Source organism: Endozoicomonas acroporae (genome assembly GCF_002864045.1).
GTDB classification, from domain to species: domain Bacteria; phylum Pseudomonadota; class Gammaproteobacteria; order Pseudomonadales; family Endozoicomonadaceae; genus Endozoicomonas; species Endozoicomonas acroporae.
The window spans coordinates 52,053-68,103 of the sequence record NZ_PJPV01000045.1 but is presented as its reverse complement, the minus strand read 5'-3'; the positions used below and the strand labels follow the sequence as shown (position 1 = coordinate 68,103).

The 16,051-nt window shown below is 48.8% G+C and carries 12 protein-coding genes; 2 read left to right on the top strand and 10 right to left on the bottom strand.

The genetic code is table 11. From position 1 onward, the window contains the following. Window positions 1–231 precede the first annotated feature (231 nt). A complete protein-coding gene (locus tag CX664_RS07470) occupies window positions 232–513 on the top strand; it encodes a hypothetical protein (protein WP_101746133.1) in 282 nt (93 codons plus the stop codon). 70 nt (window positions 514–583) lie between these two features. After that, window positions 584–1,225, top strand: coding sequence for a hypothetical protein (locus CX664_RS07465; protein ID WP_101746132.1), 642 nt, complete (start codon window positions 584–586; stop codon window positions 1,223–1,225). Between the two features lie 103 nt (window positions 1,226–1,328). Here the strand turns inward: CX664_RS07465 and CX664_RS07460 are convergent, their stop codons facing one another. From CX664_RS07460 to CX664_RS07415, 10 genes are all read right to left on the bottom strand, one after another. After that, window positions 1,329–3,344: an ATP-binding protein gene (locus tag CX664_RS07460; RefSeq protein ID WP_101746131.1), complete on the bottom strand. Its 2,016-nt coding sequence runs from the start codon at window positions 3,342–3,344 to the stop codon at window positions 1,329–1,331. A gap of 274 nt (window positions 3,345–3,618) precedes the next feature. Then, entirely contained in the window at window positions 3,619–3,792 is a 174-nt protein-coding gene (locus CX664_RS26275) for a hypothetical protein (protein ID WP_180966414.1), read from the bottom strand. Window positions 3,793–3,939: 147 nt separating this feature from the next. After that, window positions 3,940–5,799 (bottom strand): hypothetical protein, encoded by a 1,860-nt coding sequence (locus CX664_RS07450; RefSeq protein WP_101746129.1) that lies wholly within the window; start codon window positions 5,797–5,799, stop codon window positions 3,940–3,942. After that, window positions 5,796–6,569, bottom strand: coding sequence for a hypothetical protein (locus CX664_RS07445; RefSeq protein WP_101746128.1), 774 nt, complete (start codon window positions 6,567–6,569; stop codon window positions 5,796–5,798). The genes CX664_RS07450 and CX664_RS07445 overlap by 4 nt, the downstream gene beginning before the upstream one ends. Further along, window positions 6,569–7,552, bottom strand: coding sequence for a hypothetical protein (locus CX664_RS07440; RefSeq protein WP_101746127.1), 984 nt, complete (start codon window positions 7,550–7,552; stop codon window positions 6,569–6,571). The genes CX664_RS07445 and CX664_RS07440 overlap by 1 nt, the downstream gene beginning before the upstream one ends. Continuing rightward, on the bottom strand, window positions 7,552–11,091 hold the full coding sequence (locus CX664_RS07435) for a hypothetical protein (protein ID WP_101746126.1): 3,540 nt from the start codon (window positions 11,089–11,091) through the stop codon (window positions 7,552–7,554). Before CX664_RS07435 ends, CX664_RS07440 begins: the two co-directional genes overlap by 1 nt. A 71-nt stretch (window positions 11,092–11,162) precedes the next feature. Further along, window positions 11,163–11,804 (bottom strand): hypothetical protein, encoded by a 642-nt coding sequence (locus CX664_RS07430; RefSeq protein ID WP_101746125.1) that lies wholly within the window; start codon window positions 11,802–11,804, stop codon window positions 11,163–11,165. 34 nt (window positions 11,805–11,838) lie between these two features. After that, window positions 11,839–12,222 carry a hypothetical protein gene (locus tag CX664_RS07425; protein ID WP_101746124.1) on the bottom strand — a complete coding sequence of 128 codons (384 nt, stop codon included), beginning with the start codon at window positions 12,220–12,222 and terminating at the stop codon, window positions 11,839–11,841. Then, window positions 12,222–15,221, bottom strand: coding sequence for a tape measure protein (locus CX664_RS07420; RefSeq protein ID WP_101746123.1), 3,000 nt, complete (start codon window positions 15,219–15,221; stop codon window positions 12,222–12,224). The genes CX664_RS07425 and CX664_RS07420 overlap by 1 nt, the downstream gene beginning before the upstream one ends. Window positions 15,222–15,291: 70 nt before the next feature. Then, complete coding sequence (locus CX664_RS07415) at window positions 15,292–16,035, bottom strand: phage tail tube protein (RefSeq protein ID WP_145999884.1); 744 nt, start codon at window positions 16,033–16,035, stop codon at window positions 15,292–15,294. Window positions 16,036–16,051: the final 16 nt, after the last annotated feature.

The following is a 16,051-nucleotide window of genomic DNA, read 5'->3' as shown; positions in this document are numbered from 1 at the left end:
CATAGCCGGAAGCTTATTAGGGGACGCCCTCAAAGGGCTATTATTGCGCCCTCGGGCGCGCCCCACATTGAGCACATATCAATTCTCAACAACCTGACTGAAACAGCACAATAGACAATCAAGAAAATCACTCGAAAGAGCCTACCGTAGCCTCGGCCAAGCCTATGCGAGTCACCCCGGCATAGCCGGGGGTTTACCTCATGATTAATTATCTATAACTGGATACAGATATTGAAGCGGGTGATTTCTGCCTATTTCTACAATATGGGAAAAATGCTTGATGATAATAAAATCTTCCAGACTCAGTTTGATGACCAGTTATGGATAAATATTGAAAACTTCGTTGTTAATCTGAGCCAGTTGCCACTTTGGAAAGATCGATCTATGGCTACTACGGTTTTCTCTGGAAAAAGAAACTATGACTATTGGAAGTCTATTTTTGAAACCGGTAGTGCTGATGGTATCCAGGTTCTGGCAAAACCGTTGAATTATATAGAGATGATTAAAAAGTAAGCTTGTTAGAATTTGTCCTTTTCATGCACATCAACTAGGTTGGATGTGCTTTTTTTTATGGTCTCTTTAGATGAAAGAACACTATTTAGTTGATTTTAATATCGATCTTGACTTGGCCAGGAAGGACTATGATCGAAGAAAAAATGTTTCAGATGCTTTAAATAATTTTTTTAATCGATCTAAGGCCAAAGAATACGCAGAACTAGCTGTTGGTTATACAGACAATTACGGAAATTTTAGTGCTTCTCAGCACGGTTTGAGTGAATACATATTATCTAATAACAAGCCACAAGCAATTTTTAATTTTGCAAAAACCGTTTCACAAGATGGTGTCTCTACCTCTGATCTTCCTGCACTGATTTGGGAGGCAGGAATGCCTTATGTCAAAATCAGTGTTGGCTCTGAAATAGCCTGTTTGCTCAGGCCTGATCGTTTTTGGATTGGTAATGTGAGAACCATCTGGTCTCATCTTGTGATCAAGCATAAGGGAGACTGGGAGAGAGCCAATGAAGAGTATGTACTTTATAGATTTGATGATATTGATTCAGAAATGAATTACAAAATATGGCGGGAAATCTATACGTGCATGGGGCCAAGCCTGGATACCATACACGATATATCTTTACATTGGGCCAAGGAACAAAATGTGGAGCCGGGAGAGGATAAATATCTTTGGACTGATGTTGTTTGCAGTTATCTCTACGAGAGTTGAAATCGAATCAAGGCTACAACAGCCAATATAAAGAACAAGAGAAAATCATTTTTGTTTGTATCAATAACCCCCTCCCCACCATTGAGAGAGGGGAGGTCCTACGTCAAATCTTAAGATGATGGAAGAATACCCGGTTTCGCATCATTGCATCTTTTAGCACCTTATCCCAACTGACTACCTCAGTGTAGAGATTAAGGCTATCATGCCAACGGAAGTAGCCCTGTCGATCTGGAAGGGGCTTGAAATCTTTTTCTTCTTCCAACCAAGTCTTCACCTTTTTGTTTAAGTCACAGATAACATAGCCATAGAACGGGGTATTGGTGTTAATCTGTATCTCCCTACCCTGAGGTGTGGTGAACTCTCCATCACGTAGCTTGCGAACATAGCGAATAATTTGTTGCACAGGATCTTCCTTGGAAGATGGGTTGGCAAAATCATCTCGCTGTGGCCTCTTGAACTCGAATATAGTTACAGGATTGCTGGCTTCATTCTCGCCCCGAAAAACCATTCGGTGATCAAATGCCAGAATATCTGGCCTACCTGACTTTCCTTCCAAAGGGATATCAGAGGAGAGGTATTCGGTAAAATTGAGGCGTTCATCAATTAACCAAAGGTTATGCTCTTCAAAAGGTGTTTGGTCACTGTCTCCTTTTCTGGGGAAAATAATGTCATGCACTACACCCTCAGAAGAGTACTTACCATCATCACCGGTTTGCAGGCTTTTTTCAAAAATGTCAATAACACTGCGACGCATGGAAATATAATGAGCCAAATCATTTTTGCTGGTATCAGAGACCATTTGTACAATTTCTGAGGTCTTATGCTTCAGATCTTCAGTTTTTTCACTTTCCAGGAGGTGTTTTACGGCTCCACGCGTCTTAACTTCTAATCGATATTTCTCGCTTTGAAGTTTTCCCTCGATTTGCTCATCGGTGGCATTGTATGCCAGGTCCGTAACATCAATCTTGCCCATCAAGCTTCGATGCCAAGGTGCTTGTTCTTCTACATAGTTTTTGATCCGCTGGGTTTTCCTTTCTCTCCGAGCTTGGACATCATTACTCACTGCGCTAATCGCCAGTTCCGCTGCCGACACTTCAATCTCTGACTGGGCAATCCCAAAGTCTAAGTCACTATCTTTCTTTTCCTTCTGAAAATCAAAACCACCACGCTCTAGCGAAACATGTTGGTCAAGATACTCACCAGAAACATAGACTTTGATAATAAAGTTTCTATCTGTTTTTTCTTTACCCACCGCTTTTTCATAGAACTCATCAATAAATTCTGGAATATAGTTATGTAAAGAGTTCGCTGTAACTTCGCGACGATGTGCAACCAGGCTGACTTTACTGGTTTTTTCCCTTGGAGAGTAAAACTTGAAGACTCTTGCCGTGAATACTTGTCGAAAATCTCCTTGTCCCAAGGTGAACTGACCACCTGCAGACATAACCTCAGAAATTAGATTCTCACCAGGGCCTTCAAGATAATTATTCAGTATGAATAGTTTGGACTCATCATTTTCACGGAGTACAACCTTAGGCAGTTGTCTCTTTTTATCAAAGAAGTAGGGCAGTAGGCGCTCCACAATAACCCTGGCAATGGTACTCAACTGCTTGTCAGTAAATTTACAGTTTCTGAGGGTTGATATGGTAATTTCCGATCCAGTGTACTGCTGATCAGACGGTTCAATCGTCTCATTGGTAACGATGTCTTTATGGCGTCCCATTTCAAACCGTCGGCAAAAGAGTTTCTCACCTTCTTTGTAAACGCTCTTGACATTAAACGTTTGAAAATATTTTAAGCAGGTAAACCGGCCAAAACCCTTGCCCCCCTGAGTGATTTTATGGTCTGAATAGAGTGTATCGAAAGAGTTTCGATTTTCAGTGTCGAACCCTACACCATTGTCAATAACAGTAAAGCCACAAACAGCAGGCGTGGAATGCTCTAACAGATCGTCTTGTTGTTCACGATGAACAACAATCTGTACAAGGCCACTATCATTGTCATTGCATTCAATGGACTGAATCGCATTTACTATCAATTCAACAATAGGGGTATAGACGTTGACACCTGAGCCCGCCGGAATATGATCGACTGCACGTTGTATGTTGACGTTACTCATAGTATCTCTCTTAACATCCCTGCAGTGTAAAAGGTTGCTATGTTCATGGATCAAGGTTCTGATTCTATCGTTTTTTTCTACTGTCCGTGAACTCATTTAATTTATCTACCCTTACCATTAGGTATGTCTGATGTCTGGCCAAAATCGCTACTGTTCTGGATCCTCTTCTACGTGATGCTTGCTCCTATAACTGCCAACATATATGAAATCATTGAGGGCATCTTGCTGATTTTTGACCGCGCAGTGTAATTATTGTTCACTCCGGTCTTGCCTATTATACTTCTGCCTCATACTCTGCCAGACTCGGCACAGTGCCTTTTATCTCACTATCTTGGATAAATGCCTTTTGTCCGACAGAGATTGATTCGCCCTTTACAGTGATCACGGAACCATCACGTAACTCTGCCTGACTGGTACCATTGCCATTATGGCCAGTAATTGTAGCCACAATCCGTACTCCTTCTGGTATTAAAGCCTTGAACCGTTGCCAAATGTTGGTAGTTGACATTCGCCCCCCTGTGCTAGTTTTTTGTACCTTACTTATTCATACGAGGCGAAAAGCTCAGGTGAAATTCGCCCCCTCGGACAACTACTCCTAATAGTGACGTTCTAAGTCAACCGATTGAATAACGGTTCCCACGCCACTGGCACTGATACTGGTCGCCAGACAAAGGGCTTGCCAGTCTCGCGTTATATCCTGAACCTCGACCAACATTCCCGGCTCAATTAACCCGGGTGCTGTATTAGTGTCGGTCAATGGCAACTCGATGGTAGTAATGCTCTGGTTGCCACCCTTAGCCAGCTCATTCCGGCCTCGCTCGGTATTGACCTGCGTTTCCGTGAGCCAGTCTTCCAGAATATCGGGAGCCGGGTTATCGCCATTGGAGCCGGTTCGTTTGACGTTGACCGCCACGCCAGCATTGGTCCCGGAAACATAGACCGCATTGTAAGCCTGCTCTGGTCGCCAGTTGGCGCTCAAGCTAATGACCATACTGGCAGGAATGATCTTATCCATAGTGGCCGTGTTCCAGTGCCAAGGGCTGGCCGGGTATCGGGGTTGTATGCTCACCTGGTCATTATCACGGCTGGGGATAATCACTGATCCGGCTGTGGTAGCGACCTTGGCCACCACCTGCATAGCGGTCTGGTTCTGATAGCTGAATGAGCCACCTGGCATAATCCAATCCGGTGTGCTGTAGTCGTTCAGGTCAGGATAGATCGCCGTAAAGCCGGTATTGGCCAGTTCTTCGATGATAGCCTGTTTGGCATTGAGGTTGGTGCTGTTGCTCTTGCTTCGTTGTGGCGCATAAGGCGCTGCGAGTAGTTGGGTGCGGCTGCTGCCATAGAGGGTGTAACGTTCAGCCCCGAAGCGTCTATCCGTATTGTAACGCTCGATGATAAATACCCATTTCCAGCCGTTTATATCCACCTCGATCTGCTTTGGACCGTTCTCGTCCGGTTCCACCAGTGCGATATTGGAAGCGCCCCACAACTGCCCGGTAAAGCTCCATGAGAAGCTATCAATATCCAGGCTAATTTCCATTGAGGGCAGTTCAAGCGGTGTCCGGGCAGGCAAAACGACAGTGGTGATGATGTTCATAAGCAGATAACTCTCCCTGATCTCTGGCTGTTCCGGCTCCGGCTTTTCCACAACGACCGGGTCTGTCTCGCCGCCATAGTTGCCGGTTACCGTTTCATCCTTGGCTTTCTGGCCGATGCCCCATGGCAGGACAACCGGCTGATCTTCGGCCCGGTTGCTCTGAAAGGCAAAGCGCCGCTTGCTATCCACAGGAACAGCTGCGATTTCTTTGTCAAAGGCACCAATCTGGAAAAATACCGAGCCATTTACCTGTGGCTGGTACTCCCTATCCCGGAAGGTAAAGTTAAGCGGTTGCTGCGGAAAAATATAAGCAGGGCTTTTTCTTTCGTTGGCACCATACAGATCAACCGACTGCATCCTCTCCGATACATTGCTATCCCGCTCCGAAGGATGATTCCATGGTGAGGCATGATTATGATCCTGCGCCTCAATGGTTTTATCCCATGCACTCAGCTTGCCGCTGTCTTTCCGCTCAGTCTGCTGCCAACGGGTTCCTGCTGTCGCTTCTTTCTTCTGGCTCTGCCTGTGACTAAAACTGATCTTAGCTTGCTTTTTAGCCACGGCTCCCCAAAACACCCCAAACGGTGAGGCTTCCAGAGGCTTCGCCTGCTGACTACTTTGCTGCCGGGTAGTACTAACAGGCCGACTGCTGGAATAGCCCGCAGAAAAGCCCTGCTGGCGATTGAGCGCACCCTGCCATTGGCATCCATAAGGGCGAATCACACTGGGAGGCGGTACAAAATAAAACGACGGACTTCCGTCAAAAGTAAAGTCAGCAATAGCCGACGATGACACAGTATAGGAAGCACCAGTCAGCCGAAAATCGACACTGTCGGTGGGAACCTCATAACTCATGGCAAGGGTTCCGCCTTGATATGGCCATGCACTAATGGGCGATAGAAAGGAAACGCCCGGAGGGATATACCGCCTTCAATGGTGCGGGTATGGTTGGTGCCGGTATCAATCCACCATGTCGGTTCGGTAGCTGGCAAGGTGCCGCCTGCTTCAACCCGGTAAACATGGCCATTGGGAATGGTTGGATGGATGATGTCCCCTTGAACGACTGCTGCGGTAGCGGTAAAAGGCACACCATATTCATCCACCGCCAGCACAAAGGTATCCCCGCCTTCGGTCAGCACATCCAGTGTATAGCTGCCATTTTCAGCGTCACTGGTCGTATTGCCGGTTACCGCCCATGAACCATCGGGCTTATGTTCAATAGCCACCAGTTGCCTTGCTGCGGGTTCGGCCTGATTGTCTAGCACCCGCTCTACCTTGCCGGTTATAGTGGCAGGGTCGCCGGTTGGCGCACCACCGCCTCCGCTGGTGCTGATGACGAGATCATAGACAACCACGTTGTCGGGAGTAACAGGCTCACTGGCCAGCGCCCGACCATCTTTAAAAATCAACAGATTTAAGGTTTTGGTGCTGTACCTTTCCGGGATTGATTGAATGTGAACATTGCCGTTTTTTACATGTTGGCCAGAGATATATTGCAGTTTTCCTACAGCAAGGGCAAACACGATCCCTTCATAAAGCAGTCCATCAACGGTTAATTTCCCGACGATTTGATTAGCATAAGCAGGAGGCTTTTCCGAGAACAGATGCCATGATGCCGTAAACATTACCAGTCTCCTGACGTTTGAATGTAGTAAGACATCGGAACTCCATTATATCGATCAGCATTCTGCTTCGTTCCCCTGTATTCTATGCCATCTATATTAAGAGGCTTCAGCATCTGCGCCCTACTACTATCATCATTGTGCTGAAGCATCGGGAAAATATTGTAAAGTCCCCGAAGACGATAGACGTACACTTGATTGATTACTAAAAACCAAGGGACACGGAGCTGTGCAGCCTGCTCAAATGAAGCAATATCTTTTCCAGCACCAGCTGCGTTAGCAGCATTGTCAGGCAAAATGCTTGTCAAAAAATGATAGCAGCTGTTTTCAGACCATTCTTCGCCGGGAACCTGTGTTACTGGCCGAATCGTCTTGTTAGTTAAGACCCTCTCTGAAAAATTATCAAAAAAAGACGGTCTGCTGGAATAGCTTGTAACAGTTTCCATAGTACCTGAATGCATCACATCCGTAATCAACGCATGACCGATATGTGTCGTATTGTTTAAGCGATCAACGTCACCAATGTAAATACACAAAGGCATAACAGAGTTGAAGCTGCTGCTAAAGGTTGTGTACATAGAGGAAGAGTATGCGAAGAAAATAAAACTCCGTTCATCGCCAACAGCCATCCATTTGTAGCCATTTACATAAGTATTAATTACCTGACTATAGCCAGAGTAATCTTCAGGGGATGTGACAGCATCAGCAATCTGCATTTTAAAACAGCCTGAATTAGTTGGACTGCTCTCGGCTAACAAATGACAATCCGATTCATAAGCTGACTGATTTCTGTAAACGGTGCGATCACTCCCGGCAACTGCACTGGTCATTAGCTTTGTCCAGCCAAGACCTGTCTTGCCGCTATAGCCATTAACAAGAATGGCATCCAAGACATCAATAATTCCGATTTTATAGCTGCCGCTTGACCCTGAATAAACAAATTTTGGGGCTCCCGGATCATCTGAAGAATAAAAAGTAACAGGCATCAGTCAGCATCCCCCCGAATCTGTAGCGTAAAGTCATCGTTTGTTTCCGTACCCTGACCTGAAAGCACCGTCCGGCAAATCCAAACTGGCGCAAGGCACCCATCGGTATTGAAGCGGATAGCGTTGCCTGTTGACCAGCCGCTGCCCCAACCATCGGCTTTCATCGTGAAATAAGGCACTCCCGCCTCCGGGTTAATGGGTGCGGTATCCGTTGTTGTGCTGCCGGTTGATATGATCCCGAGCTTTTCCTCAACAATCTGGAAGGAAGTCGTGCTGGTGAAGATAATCGCCCACTTGCCGTAAATGGCACCTTTGTTACTCACTTCTACCGGGTAGTTGATGGAGTTGTATTGGGCAGTTGTCTGGTCTCCAACCCGGTCATCCGTCCAGTTTGGATCGCCGCTATCCCATACCTTCTGGCTGAAAAAGTTTTTCACTCTCGCCTGAAGATCGCCATAGACCACCGCACTGCTGACCGAGGTTTCGCCTGCGGGTAAATCCCAAGGCACTGGGGAGATAATGGACAGGTCGCCATTGATCTGCACATCGCTCAATACGCTCATGTGCTCCACCCGATCCTTAATGGCATAGGGTGCCGATAGCGGGCTACTGTCGGCATCAATCAGGCTCAACGGATCGGCAAAGGTCACGGTTCCTGCCTCTCTATCGACGGTGTATTGATCGCTGGCCAGCAAAGTACCACTGCTGTCTTCCACCACTATTTCTGCCTGATGATCACGAGCCAGGTTAATCACCTGACCTGTCGTTGGCGTACCAATCTCGGTGGTTGCCGTATGACTTATAACCACAATATCCCCGGCTCGATAGATGGGAACCTTGCCATCGGGAGGCAGACGTACCGGGTCAAGGCCGATCAGTTCAGCATCGAGCGGCAGGCTGGTTTCTACCACGCAGTTGTAACGGACACTCTGCGGGATGACGTAGATTGGCTTCTTTTCAAGAGAGTTTCCATCGGTAAACTCAATCTCACACCAGCCAGTCGTCACGTCGATGTTTCCCGCTACCTCTGAAGTACTGAAGTCGCCATTAAAGTCAGCTGTCGCAGTAATCACATCCCCGGTATCCACCCGCACTGCCGTTAGTTGCAAACTGCCCTGCCGAACAGGAGCACCGGGAGTACGGAAAGCCACCGCATTTATGCCAAAGCCGACCCCGATGGTGGCCGCTGCCTGAATGGTGGCCGTATTGACAGTGCCAGATGGATAGCTGGCCAGTGCCGCCAGACCGCCGCTGTAATCGACCCTGCCAACCTGAACACCGGCATTGGTTTCTGTGCTCAGGTTTTTATAGAGGGAGCCATCCCGGTCAAAGTAGGTTTCACCATTCCATTCAAAAACCACGCTGCCGGGGAGCAAAACGGTATTGTCCATCAAGGGCAGCAGATCAATGGTCAACTCTGGCGAGGTAATATTTTCATTATAAGGCGCATGACTTAAACTGCTGGCCTGTGCAATGGCCGTAATGGTATTACCAGTAAAGGTTTGAACTTTGGGTACATTGGTGACCTCGACCTCCCTGATACGACCATTCCCACCATAAGTTCTTACCCGCCATTCTGGATAGTTGTAATTCTCCAATGCCAGAATAGTGAACGCCCCGGTCTGGTAATTAATGCTGCCGGTCACTCCCCGCCAGCCACCCGAAGTATCATCACTGATCTGCTTGGCAACGTTTCTGGTTGACTGGTAGGTTGTCCAATCATCCTCCAGCCTTGCGCCGTTGGGTACATTGGACAGCTGCTTAACCAGAAATTGCAGCTGGACAGAACCGGGCAATAAAGGCGCTCCGGGTATGGTGCCGCTCATTACGCCAAGATCATCCACCGTTACAATAACCTCGCCACCAGCACTGGTGCCTTCTTCATAAGTCAGCTGTATTTCGGTTCCGCTATCAGGCAGGTTGTCCAGCTTAAAACTCAGCTCGCCGGGAGCGTAATGAATAGCGCCGCTGCCATCGCCCGTCAGCAGGCCATTGCCCTGATCAGTCAGGGTTTTATTCCCCCCGGATGAAACATACGTCACAGTCATGGAACCGGGCTTGATACCGGGCTTCTGAACAGTATGCCGGAAGGTCATATCATCCACCGGCACCGAGCCGGTTCTGATCGTTACCTCATCATCATTTTGTGCCACATAGCTGAGAACAATGGCACTGTCTGGATCGGGCAAAGCATCGAGGGTAATTGCCGCCGAGCCGGTTGCAAAGAGGATGGTGCCAGTTCCAGAACCAATCATCTGGCCGTTACCGGAATCCCGGATGTCCTGCCATTTGCCGAGAGCGATATAGCTGACCACCAGCGTCCCCGGCCTTGGCTTGGCCTCAGCCATGTTCAGGGTGTAGTTGAAGCCCCGGTTCTGGTTAGTGATGGGAATAGCACCACTGATCGCAGAGCCCGTAATTCCCACCGCTGGCTGATAAGTCGCATTACCGGAGGCCGAAAGAACTCCGCTTACTCGCCAGACGTTTACTTCCCCAAGGTCATAATCCACGGTCAGCTTGCTGTAATTATTGGTGCCGCTTTTATGGATCAGATTGCCTGTGCCGTTATCTTCAAAGGTGCCGCCATCCACCGATAGGGTCAGGGTTCCGGGCAAAACACCCCGCTGCAGATAGGTGCGACTCTGGGTGCCAGTGATATGAACAAAGCGACAGCTGACTGATCGGCTACTGGCCGAAGTCGCCACCATGGTTTTGCCGGTATAACCGCCATATTGATCCAGTAATGGGCTTTCCACCTTGGCACTCGGCACCAAAGGCGCATAAACGCTCTCAGCCTTTACCGTCAGGTCGCCTGCGGTAATGTTGGCGCTCATAGACTGGATGCCATAGTAACGGCTGGTATCGGCTATCTGCGTTTCCTGAATGCGGCTGGTTGCCTCCTCCGGCTCGCCGGGAACGGGAGATGCCCCGATAAATTTGGTCACCAAAGGTGCGCTAATCTGCATCTCCACCTTTCGCCGGGTAAAATCGATATACTCAGCTCCAGTGAAATAGGTAAAAATCTCATTGGAATAATCAACGGCTGTAATACGGATGAACTGGCTGACTGTCTCATCTGGCGTTGTCAGCTTATAGACCTCGCCAATTTCAGGAACCGCCGATTCCTCCCGCTGATAGCCGACAACGGATCGCTGCCCTTCCAGCTGATCGCCCACCAGCTCCCACGCTGCTTTAATGCCCGGAACCACATAACTCTCGATCCGGTCTCTGGCATCCAGGCGTTCATCAGTCTGACTGTCGGTATTGAACAGCAGAACCGAGACATTCTTGTCTTTGGGAGGCTCAGTCAAGATAAGATGACTGCCGAGATAAATGTCATTGTTATCAGTGCTGATCCCGATAAACGCCTTTCGCAGAGCCACATCACCAATGGTTCGGTCGATTCTGGAAATATCCTGAAACAGGTTATTGACGTTGCCATCAATGACCTCATTACCAGTGATCCGACCGCCACCGTCTTCCTCATCGCTAAGGCGCTGACTTTCGAAGAGTTTTACATCGCTGTTGCTAATTGCCATCGGTTTTCCTTTTTTTCAGGCGAAAAAAAACCGCCAGTCAGGCGGTAATTTCTGATTTCAGTTATGCCCAATTAGTCAAAAAGATGGGTAGCCATGGGCTGCTTCTTTCTGGTAATAAACTTCATAATCTTTCGTTTAAAGCGGACTCTCCGTAGCCTACGCTCCTTAATACTCCACTCTTTTGCTCTTTTTTCTTCTTCCTGTTCAATCAGTGTGTTCCGTTCCTCAATGAACCGTTCCGAGATGTTCGTTACTTTCTGAATCTTCCCTTCTAAGAACAAAACCTGTTTGATCTCGTTGAAATCAACAGATCGAGCACTGCCGTAATACCGACGCCTCGGATAATCCCACCAGTCTCTTCCAAAAGTCACCTCACCACTATATTCGAGAGGCAACCATACGTCGGTGTATCTGAGGCCAGGCATTAAGTTAGGCGTCAAGTCAAGAGCCGAGCCAGCATGCTTTGGACGCGGGTCAGGCTTCCTGCCATTGACCAACGGCTCATCATCAAAGACCCCTAAGTTCATTGATCTGGCGAAAAGCTGACCCTCTTTGTATTCATACTCAACGAGAAAACCAGCCCAACACCAGGTACCCATAGGGGATACTTCAATTCCCAACATATCTGGATGAAATATCGGATAAGGTTCTGCGCCAGTCACTGTATACAAAACACCATCAAGGGTTAGATGGTCTGATAATTGAACGGTCATCGTTATTACTCTCCCTGACCCATGAACCGATTGATCATGGCACGGTTATGAGCCTTAATGAAAGATGGTAATAACTGTTATCGGCAGGGTACGCCTCTTCGAGTACCGGGGAGGCTGAAACCGGGCTGCCAGAGCTACGGTCGAAAATAACATTAAGCTGTCGCATGTCAGGTAGAGTCAGGATCATTACCTTGTCCGGAGCTGCGGTTAAATCCTGAAGCTCTAAAACTGTTTTGCGGGAGACCCAACCGGCCTGCTGCCCACCGGTCAGTTCAATGGGGCGGCCCTGTAATTTTGCTTGCTCTTGAACTAATAATGCTCCTGTTAAACTGCGCTCTGTGCTTTGCTCCACAGGGTTCCATTCAAACTCATTGATCCAAAGAAGATCATCCGGGAGGGTAATAGTATCCAGTTGCATCAGACCGTCCTCATGCCAGCATTTTTCAGGGCTTCCAGCAGTTTGGTTTCATCCCCCGGTGTTACCCCAACATTCACATCGCCCCCCGGATATTCGAGCCGGATAATACGCTGCGGGGTTTGTGAAATGGTGCGTGGGGTAGATAAGTCTGCGCTCCCCTGGCGCTCTTTAAGAGCTTGCGTTCTCTCATTATTAGCTTGCCGCCTGCGCTCATTGTAAATCTGCTCGCTGATCCGCAGGGCTGAGGTAATATTCCTGATCGCCTCCTGATCCCCATTTGCGATGGCCTCTGCGTGCTGTGCCTTCAGATCGTCACGCTGATTTTGATAACGGCGCTGCTCAATATCGGATTGCCTGCCCTGCAATTCATCCAGTTCATCTTGCAGACTGTTGAGGGTATTGCGGGAACTGTCGCCTAAGCTGGCCATGTTTTGTTTGGCTGTAACAATGGCGTTATTGAGGCGGTCTAAATCCGTTTGATTGAGCAGGTTCATGGTTTGTGCGGCATCTTCGGCCTCACGGACAAAACTTCTGGCATTGATCTCGCCTTGTTCATAGCTTTCAAACAGCTGTTCAAGGGCAATTCTTTGCTCTAAAAATTGTTTTTTCACATAAGCGGCAGCGGTTGATGTTTGATTGAGCCAGCGACCAATGCCTGTCACGTCAAATTGATATTGATTGCTTTGCAACCGGCTAATTTCTGCGGAGGTTTCCTTAAGCTCATTTTTCAGGTCTTCAATACTGCCTTTGGCTGCGGTGGTATCCACAGAGCCGCCGCCTTGTTGTATGGCTACAAAAGCGTCGTGAGCAGCACTGCTCATGCCTATCAGTTCGGCGGTTATGGCGTTATAGTGACCGGCTAAAGCAGCGGAAATAGACTGGGCGTTTTCAAAAGATTGTTCTTGCTTATCCCCGGCTTCCTCTGCAGCATCGCCTGTTTCTTTTATGCTGTCCCTGGTGTTTTCTGCCTCGGTCTTCAGCTCGGCCAGCTTCCTGCGACTGGCTTCGGTCGCCTCGTAATACTCCTCTGCAGACAAAGTGCCCTGAGAAAAAGCTTCAGCCAAGGCTACCCCAAGGCTGGCCAGTTCCGTTCGGGTTTCAGCTGCGTTTACCTGGCTGAGAGCATCGGCTGCATTCTCAAAATGACTTTTGACGGTTTGGGCTGTTTCGGCTGTCGCTTCCTTAACTTTCTTCTGCCCTTGGAGCAATTCATCGGCGTAATTTTGCCAGAGCAACCTCTGACTTTGGGTCATGGTCTTGGCTGCATTGTTTGCTGTCTTTACCGCATCTCGGCTTTCTTCGGCAAAGCTGTCGTATACCCCGACTAGCGCATTCCGGACATCCCTGGCATCCTCAACCGTCTGTCGGGCAAACTCCCTGGTCAAGCCGCCAAGAAAATCGGTGGTTCCTTTCAGCTTTTCAGCAATGCCATCCAAGCCCAAGGCATCGGCTACTTCCTGCCATACCCTGACAATGCCGTATAAAACACCGGAATAAACAGTGCCAAAGCCCTTAACCATCGCAGAAAAGGCATTAAAAAAGCCCATGACGGTGAAGCGGGTAAAATCAAAGGCAGTGCGCAGAGCCGCCATGGATTCTGTGATGGTGGTAAAGCCTGATTGGATACTGGTGACAAAACCATCAACGGTAACTCCAGTGAAGGCATGCTTAATAGCGTCACCCATGGCGATAAAGGCATCACTGACCTTTTTAGCCAATTCAGACAGCTGGCCATTACGGTTCATCCGCTCAATTTCACCAGCGATGCCTGCCAGGGACTCTCTGGCATAATCCAGAGCCCCGCTCTTGGCCACCTCGTCCTGGAACTGCTGCCAGCTGTCTTTCAGGTTACTGACATAACCCGACAGAAGACTCATATTCCTGGCGGCAGCGCCTTCGGAGGATCGGCCAATTTCCAGAATCAGCTCCCTCATCACATCCCGGCCAATAAGGCCAGCCGAAGAGAGCTTTTGCAGCTCCTGAACGTTTTTACCGGTCACCTTTTGCAGCAAATCCCACACCGGAATGCCCCGCTCGACCATCTGCAGGATTTCTTCGCCCTGGAGCTTTTGCTTTGCCCATGCCTGACCGACTGCCAGGGAGATCCCGTTAAGCCGATCCATACCGCCGCCAAGCTTGGAGGCTTGATCCACCAAAGCCTGCATGGTGCCATCCATAGGATCAAGGCCAAAAGCTTTGAGCCGAACAAAGGCTTCCGATACTTCTTCCAGTTGATAGGGCGTATTCCGGGTAAAATCCTTAATCCACTGCATGGCCTTTTGGGCTTCTTCAGACGATCCGGTAATCGCCTCCATCTGCACGGCCAAACGCTCAAACTGGTCGCCTGTCTGTAATACCCCTTCAATGCTTCGCTTTAAGGTATAGAGTCCACCCGCTGCCGCTGCCAGCCCCAAGAAACGCCGGGAAAGCTGGCCAATGGAGATGCTGGCCGCCTTGGCATCCCTGGCAGTTTTTTTCAGGTTGCTGTTACGCAGGGATCTGGCTGTCTGCCTGGCGCTTTCATCCGCCCGTTTGAAGGCGGCCCGGGTGTCGTTTAGCTGCTGCTCAAGCCTGGCCTGCTGCTGCTTCAGGTTTTTGGTCGATAATCCAGCAGAGGACATTGAGCCCCGAAGCTTGGCCAGTGTCTCCCGTTGGCGGTTATATTCGGTATTGGCCTTCTTAACGTCTTTGCGGGCTTTTGTCATGGCCGTTTGCATGGCCTTGGTGGGCTTGCCGGTCTTGCCCATTTCCCGGCCAAGCCTGGCCACCTTATCTTCAGCCTCACGGAATGCACGACCAGCATCGTGGGTGGCCTTGGTCTGCTTTTTAAAAGACGAAAGGAGCTTATTCTGGTTTTCCAGTTCCTCTAATTGGCCTTTCAGCTTATTCGCCTCTTGCCGAAAGGCATCCAGGGAAGCCGAGGATTTATTCACGTCCCTGGATAGTAAATCCTTGGCTTTCAGGACTAAGCGAATCGCGGATTGTTTAATATTGGCCATAGTCTTTTATCAAAAAAGCCCCTGCTCTTTTTAGGAGTCAGGGGCTGAATTGCAGGAAGCAAACGGTGGGTTACTGCGCCAGATCGATCTGCATAAAGGTACTCAGGCCGGAGCCCTCAATGGTACTGTCTGCCAGTACATCCAGTTCCAGTGCGATAGCGGCAAAGTCGTCAGAAATAAAATCAAGATTCTGAACAGGGGAAAACTTTACCCGATGCACCCGGATATTAAATGGCTTGCCATCCTGTGCATCGTTGAGCCCTTCCATAAACAGGACAAACTCTTTGCCCGATTCAATGAGGGCCTGAACCATATTGGTGGCCAGTGGGGTATAGCTCACTTTCACCCCCAGGTTATCAATGCCACCACCGCCAATGACCTTGATACCGGACTTGGTCAATTCATAATCATCCCCGGCAGTCAGTACAGTATCCAGACTGTCTTTAATCGTAACTGACTGCGACAGATCGGGAAGCTTGTCAAACGGGATAAGCTCGTCAGCAACGCCAAAGCTGGTATGAAGTTCATCTGTGACCGCTGTCGTTGAACCGGCTGCCACAGAACCACGCAGTGCCATCGACAGGTTGGTAGCGGTAAAGTCGTGTGCCGTGAGGCTGGCCGAGATAGATGATATCCGACTGATGGTATTGCGATTACCACCACCACCGAGATAGTTTTTCAGCTCCTTTTTATCTTCCTCGAAACTGAATCGAAACTGGCTGACGTTGCCAACCGGCAGCAGGGGCGCGGAATCATCAGCGGGTTTGATGTAGATGCTTCCGGCACCGATAAAGCTACGATCCATTGTAGACATGGGTTATCTCCTTAAC

What these genes read in the sequence shown, in the direction of transcription:
- CX664_RS07465 (WP_101746132.1), top strand. Translation starts at nt 584, where the DNA reads ATGAAAGAACACTATTTAGTTGATTTTAATATCGATCTTGACTTGGCC.
- CX664_RS07460 (WP_101746131.1), bottom strand. Translation starts at nt 3,344, where the DNA reads ATGAGTAACGTCAACATACAACGTGCAGTCGATCATATTCCGGCGGGC.
- CX664_RS07450 (WP_101746129.1), bottom strand. Translation starts at nt 5,799, where the DNA reads ATGAGTTATGAGGTTCCCACCGACAGTGTCGATTTTCGGCTGACTGGT.
- CX664_RS07445 (WP_101746128.1), bottom strand. Translation starts at nt 6,569, where the DNA reads ATGTTTACGGCATCATGGCATCTGTTCTCGGAAAAGCCTCCTGCTTAT.
- CX664_RS07440 (WP_101746127.1), bottom strand. Translation starts at nt 7,552, where the DNA reads ATGCCTGTTACTTTTTATTCTTCAGATGATCCGGGAGCCCCAAAATTT.
- CX664_RS07435 (WP_101746126.1), bottom strand. Translation starts at nt 11,091, where the DNA reads ATGGCAATTAGCAACAGCGATGTAAAACTCTTCGAAAGTCAGCGCCTT.
- CX664_RS07430 (WP_101746125.1), bottom strand. Translation starts at nt 11,804, where the DNA reads ATGACCGTTCAATTATCAGACCATCTAACCCTTGATGGTGTTTTGTAT.
- CX664_RS07425 (WP_101746124.1), bottom strand. Translation starts at nt 12,222, where the DNA reads ATGCAACTGGATACTATTACCCTCCCGGATGATCTTCTTTGGATCAAT.
- CX664_RS07420 (WP_101746123.1), bottom strand. Translation starts at nt 15,221, where the DNA reads ATGGCCAATATTAAACAATCCGCGATTCGCTTAGTCCTGAAAGCCAAG.
- CX664_RS07415 (WP_145999884.1), bottom strand. Translation starts at nt 16,035, where the DNA reads ATGTCTACAATGGATCGTAGCTTTATCGGTGCCGGAAGCATCTACATC.